The 12,214-nt window shown below is 37.3% G+C and carries 10 protein-coding genes; 6 read left to right on the forward strand and 4 right to left on the reverse strand.

Annotated elements, in window-relative coordinates; translation table 11 throughout:
* Nucleotides 1–28 precede the first annotated feature (28 nt).
* Complete coding sequence (locus tag ACVWYN_RS17235) at nucleotides 29–568, reverse strand: L,D-transpeptidase scaffold domain-containing protein (protein ID WP_457290128.1); 540 nt, start codon at nucleotides 566–568, stop codon at nucleotides 29–31.
* Between the two features lie 136 nt (nucleotides 569–704).
* Here ACVWYN_RS17235 and ACVWYN_RS17240 point away from each other — a divergent pair, with 136 nt between their 5' ends.
* From ACVWYN_RS17240 to ACVWYN_RS17255, 4 genes are read left to right on the forward strand one after another with little or no spacing between them, the layout of a single operon-like run.
* Complete coding sequence (locus ACVWYN_RS17240; protein WP_457290129.1) at nucleotides 705–1,475, forward strand: MlaE family ABC transporter permease; 771 nt, start codon at nucleotides 705–707, stop codon at nucleotides 1,473–1,475.
* A 5-nt stretch (nucleotides 1,476–1,480) separates the two neighbouring features.
* Nucleotides 1,481–2,224 (forward strand): ABC transporter ATP-binding protein, encoded by a 744-nt coding sequence (locus tag ACVWYN_RS17245; protein WP_457290130.1) that lies wholly within the window; start codon nucleotides 1,481–1,483, stop codon nucleotides 2,222–2,224.
* Nucleotides 2,225–2,231: 7 nt separating this feature from the next.
* Entirely contained in the window at nucleotides 2,232–3,242 is a 1,011-nt protein-coding gene (locus tag ACVWYN_RS17250) for an MlaD family protein (RefSeq protein ID WP_457290131.1), read from the forward strand.
* 42 nt (nucleotides 3,243–3,284) lie between these two features.
* Nucleotides 3,285–3,716, forward strand: a complete 432-nt coding sequence (locus ACVWYN_RS17255; protein ID WP_457290132.1) for a universal stress protein — start codon at nucleotides 3,285–3,287, stop codon at nucleotides 3,714–3,716.
* Here ACVWYN_RS17255 and ACVWYN_RS17260 read toward each other — a convergent pair.
* Nucleotides 3,709–7,245: a chemotaxis protein CheB gene (locus ACVWYN_RS17260; RefSeq protein ID WP_457290133.1), complete on the reverse strand. Its 3,537-nt coding sequence runs from the start codon at nucleotides 7,243–7,245 to the stop codon at nucleotides 3,709–3,711. The two genes, ACVWYN_RS17255 and ACVWYN_RS17260, sit on opposite strands and share 8 nt — an antisense overlap.
* Before the next feature lie 190 nt (nucleotides 7,246–7,435).
* On the opposite strand from ACVWYN_RS17260, the gene ACVWYN_RS17265 reads away from it, so the two are divergent.
* Nucleotides 7,436–8,686 carry an ATP-binding protein gene (locus ACVWYN_RS17265; RefSeq protein ID WP_457290134.1) on the forward strand — a complete coding sequence of 417 codons (1,251 nt, stop codon included), beginning with the start codon at nucleotides 7,436–7,438 and terminating at the stop codon, nucleotides 8,684–8,686.
* Nucleotides 8,683–9,735 (forward strand): response regulator, encoded by a 1,053-nt coding sequence (locus ACVWYN_RS17270; protein WP_457290135.1) that lies wholly within the window; start codon nucleotides 8,683–8,685, stop codon nucleotides 9,733–9,735. The genes ACVWYN_RS17265 and ACVWYN_RS17270 overlap by 4 nt, the downstream gene beginning before the upstream one ends.
* A gap of 41 nt (nucleotides 9,736–9,776) precedes the next feature.
* On the opposite strand, the gene ACVWYN_RS17275 is transcribed toward ACVWYN_RS17270, so the two are convergent.
* On the reverse strand, nucleotides 9,777–10,448 hold the full coding sequence (locus ACVWYN_RS17275) for a BON domain-containing protein (protein WP_457290136.1): 672 nt from the start codon (nucleotides 10,446–10,448) through the stop codon (nucleotides 9,777–9,779).
* A gap of 217 nt (nucleotides 10,449–10,665) precedes the next feature.
* Nucleotides 10,666–12,201: a family 43 glycosylhydrolase gene (locus tag ACVWYN_RS17280; protein ID WP_457290137.1), complete on the reverse strand. Its 1,536-nt coding sequence runs from the start codon at nucleotides 12,199–12,201 to the stop codon at nucleotides 10,666–10,668.
* Between the last annotated feature and the right edge of the window lie 13 nt (nucleotides 12,202–12,214).

The raw sequence follows: 12,214 nt of genomic DNA on the forward strand, positions 1-12,214 counted from the left end.
ACATAAGTTATCGACTTGGGTTGAACAGCTATATAACAGCTGTAAAGTCTGCAGCATTGTTTGCATCGGCCAGTTCCCCACCTGCATTAAAACCATTAATTTTTACTACCTGATCTATGTTAGCTTTTGAGTAGTATGGGTTTAACTTCCCATAATGAAGATGATTGATTAAGGTGATTAAAGCATCTGTTAATAATATATCAAATCTTGCTTTATACGCATCAGGCACCGTTTTAGGGGCTTTGGTCATCTCTGGTAATTGCTCATAGCTTAGCTCAGTTGGATGATAGTCGGCATGCGACAGCCCGTATTGCAATACACAATCCAAGAGCATCATAGCTTCCCATAATTGTTTTGAATCCTTTTGATTTTTAATCCAGGCAGGCTGAAAGCCAATTTTTGTATAATAGCGTATTACAGATTTTGGGTAGTGCAGTTTCGTTAATTTGCGCTTATCTGATAACTGCACCGAAATTTGTTTAGAAAAAGAACTTACCTGCCCCTTGGCTGGGCTAACTGTCAACAATATTGACATCAGCCAAAATAACACAATTGAAATGGTTTTCATGAATATTGAATTTATCATAGCAAATATTCTAAGTACAAAAATGAGCAGGAGTTGCGTGTGAGCAAATGACATCGGTCATTGTATACCATGATTAAAATCATAGCTGCACCCACCCTCCTAGCCTATCTTTATACATATGTCATTATCATCCCGTTTTAAAAACTTTCTGGAAGAAACCGGGAACCTATCACGCTTTACTGCTCGTTTTTTTTCAACAGGAATAAAACCCAGGTATGAAAACAGGGAACTTTTTAACCAGTGTTACAATATTGGATACCTGTCATTTCCCTTAGTAGGTTTAACCGCATTTATTATGGGATTGGTACTTACAATGCAGTTAAGGCCGTCGCTGGTTGACTATGGTGTTGAATCTCAACTACCGGTAATGGTAGGGTTAGCTATTGTAAGGGAAATTGGCCCAGTAATTACTGCATTGATATTTGCAGGAAAAATTGGAAGTAGCATCGGTGCTGAGCTGGGGTCAATGAAAGTTACGGAACAGATAGATGCCATGACAGTAAGTGGTATAAAACCTTTTAAATATCTTGTGGCCACACGTGTATTGGCAACTACATTAATGCTACCACTGCTCACTATTTTAGGAGATGCAATTTCTCTTTTTGGCGCCTATCTGGGTGTAAATATTCGCTCGGTAACTAGTTTTAGTCTCTTCTTTCTGCAGGTATTTAAAAGCCTGGACTTTAGCGATGTTCTACCCGCAATAATTAAAACCTTGTTCTTTGGTTTTGCTGTAGGAATTGTGGGATGTTATAAGGGCTTCAATTCCAGTAAGGGTACTCAAGGAGTTGGGATTTCCGCCAATTCAGCTGTAGTTCTTTCCTCTGTTCTGATCTTTATCATAGACTTACTGGCTGTGCAAATCACCGAACTTATGGGCCTTAATTAGAAGAAATGGAAGCATCTAAAGCTGAACATGTCATTGTTATTAAGGATTTGATTAAAACTTTTGGAGATAAAACCATATTGGATGGATTTAATTTGAATGTTCAAAAAAACACTAATGTAGTTATCCTGGGTAAATCCGGATCTGGCAAATCTGTACTTATCAAATGTATCATTGGGTTACTGCAACCAGATAGTGGCAGTATCCTTGTATTTAATGAAGATGTAACCCAAATGAATGAAGAAGAACTAGATCAGGCACGATCAAAAATTGGTTTTCTATTTCAAAGCAATGCACTTTATGATTCTATGACCATCCGGGAAAATCTGGAGTTTCCTTTATTAAGACATTGGATTGACATCACCAGGCCTGAGGTGGACCGCCTGGTTAACGAAGCCCTGGAAAATGTTGATCTGCTTCATACCTTAGAAATGATGCCTTCAGAATTGTCAGGTGGAATGCTGAAACGAGTAGCCCTTGCCAGAACCATGATCTTAAGGCCAGAAGTTATTCTCTATGACGAGCCTACGACAGGACTGGATCCAGTGACCTCCAGAGAAATAGAAAATCTGATACTTAAACTGCAAAAGAAAAACCATACCTCTTCTATAATCATTTCGCATGATATGAATTGCGTTAAGAATACATCAGACGTAGTGGTGTTGCTACTGGAAGGTAAATGTTACACTCAGGGTACTTATGAAGAATTGAAGCAATCTACCGATAAAAATATACAACAGTTTTTTGAATAAATTTAAAATGGAAAACAAGAAAATAAATAATATCAAGTTAGGGGCATTTGTACTGTCGGGATTAGTCCTAATGATACTCTGTTTTTTTATAATTGGCAAAAACAACAACATATTTGGGAACGACTTTAAACTCAGAGCTCGGTTTTCCAACTTAAACGGTTTGACAGAAGGTAATAATGTGCTATTTTCAGGCCTGCAGGCAGGAACGGTCAAAAAAATTGAACTCATTAATGATAGCACGATTGAGGTCACCATGCAGATTAATAGTAAGGTAAAATCGTTCATTCAAAAAAATGCATTAGCAACTGTAGGAACTGAAGGCCTAATGGGCAATAAGGTGGTAAACATAAGCCCGGTAAAGGGAAAAAGCAACAAAGTTGATGAAGGTGATTTGCTCCAGGTTAAGAACATGGCAAATATGGACGCGATCATAGAAAAATTATCTCAAACCAATAATAATGTGGCCACTATTTCAGAGGTATTAAAAGGTACTGTAATGCGAATAGACAGCAGTGCCATCTTAAAATTATTAAATGATGAGTCTATTGGCGTCAGTTTAAAATCATCGCTCGGGAATATATACAAAACGACGAGCAACGCAAATGAATTGAGCATCGGCTTAAACCACATCATTAATGACATTAGAAGTGGAAAAGGTAGCGCAGGGCTTTTGTTGAGTGATACCACAATAGCCGGTACACTTAAAGATGCGATTGTACAGGTACGGGCAGCAGGAGTAAATGCAAATACCATGACTCAGGAACTGAATGTTATTGTAAGAGGTATAAATAAAGACATAGCAAAAGGCAATGGACCAATCAATACCCTCCTCAAGGATTCGGCAATGGCCAATAACATCAGCTTAACAATAGAAAACCTGAAGAAAGGTACTGATGGGTTTAACCAGAACATGGAAGCCCTTAAACATAATTTTCTATTCAGGGGATATTTTAATGGTCTTGAACGTCAAAAGAAAAAAGAACAGGAAAAAGTACTGGAAGCAACAGAAAATAAATAAGGTTTTTTACTAAATTTAACCGACTACCTAAAAACATATCAAATGGAATTTCATAAAATATTAATCGCAATTGATAGCAATCAAAGTTCAGAAAAGGTAGCAATAAGCGGTTTACAGCTAGCTAAACAGTTTAATGGGCAAATAGCACTGGTTAGTATTGTAGACCCAGATAGCGTAACTGATAATGATGGAGCAACAACTAAGGAGTTAGATGATATGATGGAGCACAATCTAAACCACAGTCAGCTTCGTGTAATTGAAAAAGTATTCAAGGATTTCCCGGTCAAGAGCTATGTAGAAAAGGGCGTACCCTATAAGGTTATTATCGATATTGCTGAAAGGTGGGGCGCAGATGTTATTGTGATGGGAACACATGGCAGAAAGGGAATGCCACACTTATTAATTGGAAGTGTGGCAGAGCAAGTAATCAGACATTCAAAAAAGACAGTAGTTGTAATTCCGGTAGTTAATTAATTAACAGTGGCAAGCTTAAATAAAAGGAAGAGCCGTTATTAATCTTACTCTCCATCCATACTTTACCTCCGTGTCTTTTAATGATCTCAGCAGACAAGTATAATCCTAACCCAAACCCGGGAACAGACTTTGCATCAGCATTTTTTACTCTATAATAACGACCAAATAATTTTTCCTGATCTTCCGCCCTTATCCCGATCCCGCTATCTTTTACGCAAACTTCCACCATATCTTTAGCCTTTTTTAGTGAAATTTCGACACTTTTTATACCATTTGAATATTTAATGGCATTGGTGAGAAAATTATTGATGACCTGACCTATCTTTTCCCGGTCTGCTTGTAAGGCTACCTCCGGACTTTTCAAAAAAACTATAGCTGCATCCTTATTGATAAAGAGTGATTCCTCAATAATTTCATCAATCAAAGTATTGATTGAAAAAGTTTCTAAATCCAAATGGATTTGTCCACCCTCTGCACTGGACACAGTAAGAAAACCATTTACCATGTTGGTCATTCTCTTTATTAATACATTCACTTTAGATAAAGATTTATTTATAAAAACATCTTCTACCCTAAGCTTCATAGTAATCAACTGCAGATAGCCCTGTAGTGAAGTTAGAGGTGATTTCAAGTCATGGCTAACCATTGCAATAAAATCATTTTTTCTGATCTCATCTTCTTTATGGATAGTGATGTCATTTAGTACTCCTGCAAAATAAGTTGGATTGCCTTCCTTATCATGTGATAGATTACCAATTATTCTAACCCATCTAAGTTCATTGCAATGGAAATCCCGCAAAGAAAACTCCAGATCACATTTATCACCTTCATCAATGCTGGTCTCAATAGCCTTATTAAAGCGCTCGCGGTATTGCTCCTCAATTTGATCAACTACGTTTTTAAAAGTCATTTCTTCCTCTGGATAAAAGCCAAAAATCTTTTTGAAATGAACTGATGGCTTAAATTCTCTGGTCTTCACCTGAATGGAAAACGTCCCCAATTCTGCAGAATCTATGGTCATACCGAGCATTTGGTTACTGAGATCCAGTTCCACTTGCGTATTTTTTAGTTCTGTAATTTCATTAAAAGTGATGATTGCGCCTATGTTTTTCTGATCCGATTGACGCACGTAGGGCATAGTCATAACCTGATACCATTTCCCATTATTGGTTTCAATTTCTTTGGTAATGATACTTCCATCACGCAATACCGTTTTAATATCTTCAATTAGGGTTTCAAACTTAATATTGGTGGTGATGTTACTCAAAGGTCTGCCTATGTCTGTATCAAGCAGATTGATCTGCTTTACCGTGCCGGGCGAGAACTTCATTAACAGGAGATCATTATTGATAAACAACTGCCCGTTAATATTACTCCTGAAATAGTTATTAAGGTCGTCATTAATTTCAAGTAGTTCTTTATTCTTCAACTGATATTCTGAATTAATGGTATCCAGTTCCTCATTGACAGACTGCATTTCTTCATTGGTACTTTGCATTTCCTCATTAGCAGAGATCATCTCTTCGTTGAAGGATTGCATATTTTCATTGGAAGCATCTAGTTGCTCATAAGCAGAGTTTAGTTTCTCTTTCACTTCTTTAAGTTCCTGTTCCAAATCCAATGCATATTGATCATGAAAAACAGCTTCATCGTATTCCAAATTTTCCTTTTCTGTTGCACTAAAAGATTTGTCTTTTGAAAAAGTAACCATTAAAAGCCTTTGCACTTTATCTGTATCATACATAGGACTTACAGACAAATTCACTTTAACGAGATGGTCACCTTGTTTAATTTTTAAACCATTCAAACTTGCCTTCTTGCTATTCTTTAGCACACTGTTACTTAATGTATTGAATGCTATTGCCAATTTTTTGGGTAACAGTTGCTCAAGACGTGATGTGAAAAGTTTTGGAAGCAAATATTTGGTAGTATCTCCGTATGATTTTAACACTTCCTTATTTTCATCAATGCAGATTACCAGGTAATCCTGCTCTTCGGCAAGATTGGAATGCATCTTTTCGGAAAGAGACTTGAGGTTATCGTTAGCGACTGCATCATTACCAGCAAATTTAGCCCTCGGCCTGATCGTTAAAGAGTCGGGCATCGAGAATGCATCAAAACTGGCAATACGCTTTGATTTTATATTTTTATACAGCTTATACGGCTTACTTACTATCTCTAAGTTCTGCATGATTGGCATAGGATTCTCACTGGATCCTAAGAACAAGTAGCCATCCATTTTTAGACCAAAAAGTAACATCGAAAATATCTTTTTTTGTAATACAGGAGACATATATATCAACAGGTTACGACAACTGATGAAGTGCATATTACAATAAGGAGGGTTTTTGACGAGATCATGCTGTGCAAAAATTGCCATCTTCCGTAAACCTGGATTAATCCGATAGTCATTACCTTCTTTTATAAAATGTCTTTTTAATCGTTCAATAGACATATCCTTAGCAATATCCCGAGAGTATACTCCCCTGCCGGCATGCGCCAAAGCAGCACTATCGATATCGGTAGCAAATATCTTAACTACTGTATGCTCTTGTTCCCCCTTTAATTGTTCAGAAATAAGGATAGCCAACGAGTATACCTCTTCTCCGGTCGCACATCCTGCTACCCAAATCTTTAACTCTTCTTTTGGGAGTAAATTTTTTAGTATTTCAGGCAATATATGATGTTCAATATATTCAAAAGCCTCCTTGTCTCTAAAAAAAGAGGTCACGCTAATCAAAAAATCTTTAGAAAGAAGTTCAATCTCTTCGGGTGATGACTTCAAAAAATCAAGGTATGTTGCCAATGTCTTAAAATTATGATTAGCCGCCCTTCTTTTCGTACGCCGGGATATGGTAGATAACTTATAATCTGAAAAGTCAAGAGGAGAACTTTGCCTGATCAGCTCTACAATAGCTTTCAAACTAGCGTCATCGTTTTGACGTTCTATTTGTAGAATCCCCTCATTTTTAACATAATCTTCTATAACATCAGGCATTTCCGCTGGCTCCAATATAAAATCTACCATTCCTGTAGCAATGGCTTTTGATGGCATACTGGGGAAACCGGAGGTTTCGGGGTTTCTAGCCATGACCATCCCCCCACCTTTTTTAATAGCAGAAACACCTTCAGACCCATCGCTTCCCAAGCCGGAAAGAATAACACCAATTGCTTTTATACCACAATCTGCAGCTAAAGAATTAAAAAATATATTAATGGTCAAGTGTGAACTCCTTGTTTCTTCTTTATCCCTTAGATATAATCTATTGTCTGAAATAGTCATGTATTTATCGTGCGGAATAAGATAAACCTGGTTACATCTTACAACCGTTCCATCAGTAGCTTCTTCAACTATAAGCTTACTGTGCTTAGCGAGCACCTCAGCCATTCTACTTTTAAAAGATGCTGAAAGATGCTGAACAACAATATAGGATACACCATCCAAAGGTGTATGGTCAAAAAAAGAATTGATTTCTTCTAGTCCCCCGGCAGAAGCACCAATTGCTATAATATATTCTGGTTCATTCATAAAAACAATAAATTTCAAGTAAAGTGATCGCATTAGATGATGACTAAAGGTATTATTTAAGTTTATATAAACCGCTGACCTCCATCATCCCGCCCTATGATTAAGGTCATCAGGTAATTAATTAAAACTTAACCATTTATTGGTTGTATCTTTATTGTACAGATTAAGATAATCTGGGAACCAATATTTTATGGAAAAAGCCGTTCTGTTAAAAGCGATTATAGATAATGCAATTGACGGACTGATCACCATCGATGAGTATGGAATAATGGAATCCATGAATCCTTCTGCCTGCAGGCTTTTTGACTATACTGAACTGGAAGTTCTTGGAAAAAATGTAGCGATGCTAATGACCCATCATGACAAAAGTCATCATGATGGTTACCTGTTTAGGTATAAAAAAACTGGAGATGCCAGCATAATAGGGGTAGGACGAGAGTTAACAGGCCTTAAAAAAAACGGAAGTCATTTTCCTTTTCGTCTTGGTGTAAGTGAAGTTAAATACTCGGGCCGAATTATATATGCGGGTTTCATTCATGACCTGACCAAGGAGAAAAATGCAGAATTAAAACTACAGGAGTATGCATCTTTATTGGAAGAGCAGGTCCAGGAACGGACTTTATCCTTAAGAGAAATTGTTAGAACTTTAGAAAAAACGGAGGAAGAACTAAACTTTTCGCTTGCAGCGTTACGTGAAACGGTAGCAACGCTAAAGCAAACCCAAGAAGAATTAAATCAATCACTCGATAAAGAGAAAGAACTGGGTAAGCTTAAAAGTAGATTTGTGTCCATTGCCTCACATGAATTTCGTACCCCATTAAGCATGGTACAATTATCTGCTTCATTAATAGAGCGACATGCCCTTCCTTATGAAAACCAAAATATTGTAAAACATGTCTCGAAAATTAAAGATGCTGTTTTGAATGTGACCGCTATTCTGAATGACTTTCTTTCTTTGGAAAAAATAGACGGTGGTAAAATTCATGCCCATTTCAGCCATTTCAACTTAGCAACATTTGCGGAAGAAATTACTGAAGACATGCAAATTGCACTCAAGGGAAATCAGAAAATAGTTTATAGTCATAGAGGAACAGAATACCGTATCCTTCTAGACCAAAATATATTAAAAAACTGCATCGTCATTTTAATTGATAATGCGATCAAATATTCAGGTGAAGATAGCGAGATACAGTTTCATACAAAAATAAATAAACACAACTGTACCATCAGAATATGCGATAATGGCATAGGTATTCCCGTTGAAGAACAAAAGCATCTTTTTGAAGCTTTCTTTCGTGCCCACAACACCGGGAATATTTCTGGTAGCGGTCTTGGACTAAGTATACTTTCCAGATATACCGGCCTGATGAATGGTAAAATTAGCTTTAAAAGCAGAATTAATAAGGGTACGCTCTTTGTCCTCACATTTCCAAGAACATGAACAAAAAAATACTCATCATTGAAGACAATGATGCGATCAGAGAGAATATCATTGAAATACTTGAAATGGCCAAATATAAAGTCTATCAGGCCGACAATGGGAAAACAGGGGTAGAAATGGCCTTGAAGCACTTGCCAGATACCATTTTGTGCGACATTATGATGCCTGAACTGGACGGCTATGGGGTATTGTACATGCTGAACAAATACCCTGAAACATCATCTATTCCTTTTATTTTTTTAACAGCAAAAGCCGATCACATAGATTTGCGTAAAGGTATGGAAATGGGAGCCGACGACTATTTAACCAAACCTTTTGACGATATGGAATTGTTAAATGCCATTGAAATCAGGCTTAAGAAAAAGGAAAATTCTGCACATCATCAACAAAATAAGGTCAATGAATTTAAGGCCCTGGTGAACAATACTGACGGCCTAACAGAATTTGCTAAAATCATTGAAGGACACAGAAACCGCGAATTCAAAAAAAATCAGGTAATTTACTATGAATCAGACTTTGTTAAAGGATTGTATCTGGTGATAAGTGGGAAAATAAAAACCATCAAATTATCCGAAGATGGTCGGGAACTGATGACTGGAATGTATACCGCAGGCGACTATCTAGGAATGAATACCGCTCTAACCAGCAATCCTACTACTGATACTGCCACCGCATTAGAGGATAGTATTGTATGTATGATCCCCGCAGAGGAAATGGAAAAAGTATTAAATTTATATCCCGATGTTTCGAAAAAATTTATCCATCTGTTATCCCAGGATAACCGAAACAAGGAGGAACAATTGCTTGGGCTAGCTTATCATTCTGCAAGAAAGAAAATGTCAGAGGCGCTGCTGCGTGTTTATCATCAACAATCTGTTAAAGACGATTTGCTTAATATTAGCCGGGAAGACTTAGCCGCAATGGCTTGCATGGCCATAGAAACAGTTAGCCGAACCCTATCTGACTTCCGTGATGAAAAAATAATTGACCGGAGCGGAACATCTATTACTATTCTTGATCTCAATAAGCTTTCGAAAATGAAAAACTGATTAGGAAATAAGAACGGGAGTGCTTACTCCCGCTGAATAATCTAATTAATCAGCGCATAATCGTACTCTACTTTCAGTTCATTGTCAACAAACCAAACACCAGGTGCATTCCATGCGATACGCTGAGCCTCGTCTTTCTGATAAATAGACCTAACTTTTCCATTTAGCGTAACCCGGTGACCCGCCACTTCAACCTGAATATCTTGATTATTGATCGTCCAGTTCCTGTCAATCGCACGTTCTATTTCCGTTTTTTCTACGGCATCATGGATTTCAGACTCAATGATAAGGTTGTTAGTAACGCCTTTTACTCCAGAAAGATTTTTGATAGCATTTTTTGCAGCATCTTTTTGATAGTTCCAGTTGATTACACCGGTAAGCGTTATCCAACCATCTTCTACTTTAACCTCAATCTTCTCCCCTGGCACTTTCCAATTCCACTTATAAGCATTTAGGACCTCTCTCGCAATTTCCTCATCTTCTTTATGAATAGATCCCATATATTTAACCTCGATTCTTTCAACAACAGCTTTTACACCTGCCACTTTTTTTGCTGCATCTTCTGCTTCCGCTTTCTTGGCATAACTGTCAACCATACCTGTTAAGGTAACAATACCGTCTGTTACTGTTACGCCAATTTGAGCCGCATGCAATAGAGGTTCCCATTTTATTGCATCCTGAACGTCTTTCTGTAATGTTTCATTGTTTTTCATTATCAAGGATTTATGTAATTTTTTCAATAGCAAAGTTTGCCCTATTTTATTCCCTGATTGTTATACTTTTCTCTAAAACTGTTGCATAATTCATACTATATCTCGATATATGGTATTATAAACCAACTACACGTAAAGACTGTTTTATCTTCACTCAGCCAGGTTGATTTTTTGCTTAGATAATACCATTTAATAATTCCTACATAAAAATATTCTACTACAAACCTTGGTATTGAAAATTTCTAAATTGAACTTCTCCATCACCTACTGCAAAAAGTCCAGGGCGTAAATAACCCCATCCTCCTAAAATATTGTGATGATAGCCAGATATTTCAGTAACAAAATCCATGCGTTTCCACTCTTTTCCATCTAAACTATAATAACATAACAGATCATGATGATCATTTACTAAGCGTAGATAAACATTATCCTGTGTTATATTTGAAACTAACCTACCTCTGTCTCCGTTATTATAAAGCCGATAAATAGATTTATCTGAAAATTCTAAACCAACGTAATATTTGGAATTATAATATAAAAGTATCCCCCCTTTCGTATTCCCCGTTCCTGATGAGACGTTAACAGTAACCTGATATGAATTATTTGCCGGCATAATCGTAAGCGGCTGAGTATTCTGAGGAGAAGTACCGATTCCCTTAATTGAAAGTGTATTGTTGACTACTTTATAATTTGATTTATTCTCATTCTTGAGAACATTCCACTGACTTCCCAATTTATCGCCAGAAAAATCGTCTGAAAGTTTCATGCCATGTACAACTGCTTTCCCAGAAGGTTTTTTTAATGGTTTTGCCGGGTCAGCGCCTGCGGGCACCTTAAACCAACCATCCCTTGTCCATTCTATTGGTAAAAGCAGTACTTGACGGCCTATTGTACGATTACTACTCTCGAATCCATGAAAAATAATCCACCATTTACCATCCGGCGAGTCTACTAAAGTTCCATGTCCTGTAGAAGCCCACTTATTATTTCTGTCGGCGTTTCTGACAATTGGATTGTTCGGACTATTTTCCCATGGGCCAAAAGGAGTTTTGGAACGGGCTGATACAACCATATGACTGGTAGGTGGACCTGCCGTTCCGCCTTGGGCAGCGGTCATATAATAATATCCATTTCTATAAGTTAGTTTAGGTGATTCCAGGCAAAAGCATTCGGTAATCCATTCTTTAGGATATGGCCAACCCTCATAAACTTTCTTTGACGGACCTGTTACACTTAGTCCGTCATCAGAAAGAGGAACCATTCGTCCGTCATTCAAATGAAGATAACGTTTACCTTCAGGCGTTGCTACATGTCCAGGGTCTATACCTCCGGTTTTTAAGTCCAATGGCTTACTCCAGGGACCGGCAGGATTGGCAGCAGTAACCACCCAGTTTGTTCCGCCCGCAGGAAAATAAATGTAAAACAAGTTCTTATATTTAATAATATCCGGTGCCCATACGCCACCTACATTTTCTTTTAATGCATTGGCAATTGGTTCCCAATTCACCAAGTCTTTGGAATGCCAGATTAATAGTCCAGGTAAATTATCGAAAGATGAATTTGTCATATAGTAATCTTCTCCATCTCTTACAACAGAAGGATCTGCAAAATTACCTTTGAGAACAGGATTAAGAAATGTACCATTCCCTAAATCTGCTGCATATTGATTCTCGATAGATTTAACCTTTTTTTGGGCAAAGCAAAAAGAGGGAAATAAAAATAGAATGTAAAAAACTGACGATTTAAAACTCATTTAATTTTTTTAT

Source organism: Pedobacter sp. UYP24 (assembly GCF_054057295.1).

What these genes read in the sequence shown, in the direction of transcription:
- ACVWYN_RS17235 (WP_457290128.1), bottom strand. Translation starts at nt 568, where the DNA reads ATGAAAACCATTTCAATTGTGTTATTTTGGCTGATGTCAATATTGTTG.
- ACVWYN_RS17240 (WP_457290129.1), top strand. Translation starts at nt 705, where the DNA reads ATGTCATTATCATCCCGTTTTAAAAACTTTCTGGAAGAAACCGGGAAC.
- ACVWYN_RS17245 (WP_457290130.1), top strand. Translation starts at nt 1,481, where the DNA reads ATGGAAGCATCTAAAGCTGAACATGTCATTGTTATTAAGGATTTGATT.
- ACVWYN_RS17250 (WP_457290131.1), top strand. Translation starts at nt 2,232, where the DNA reads ATGGAAAACAAGAAAATAAATAATATCAAGTTAGGGGCATTTGTACTG.
- ACVWYN_RS17255 (WP_457290132.1), top strand. Translation starts at nt 3,285, where the DNA reads ATGGAATTTCATAAAATATTAATCGCAATTGATAGCAATCAAAGTTCA.
- ACVWYN_RS17260 (WP_457290133.1), bottom strand. Translation starts at nt 7,245, where the DNA reads ATGAATGAACCAGAATATATTATAGCAATTGGTGCTTCTGCCGGGGGA.
- ACVWYN_RS17265 (WP_457290134.1), top strand. Translation starts at nt 7,436, where the DNA reads ATGGAAAAAGCCGTTCTGTTAAAAGCGATTATAGATAATGCAATTGAC.
- ACVWYN_RS17270 (WP_457290135.1), top strand. Translation starts at nt 8,683, where the DNA reads ATGAACAAAAAAATACTCATCATTGAAGACAATGATGCGATCAGAGAG.
- ACVWYN_RS17275 (WP_457290136.1), bottom strand. Translation starts at nt 10,448, where the DNA reads ATGAAAAACAATGAAACATTACAGAAAGACGTTCAGGATGCAATAAAA.
- ACVWYN_RS17280 (WP_457290137.1), bottom strand. Translation starts at nt 12,201, where the DNA reads ATGAGTTTTAAATCGTCAGTTTTTTACATTCTATTTTTATTTCCCTCT.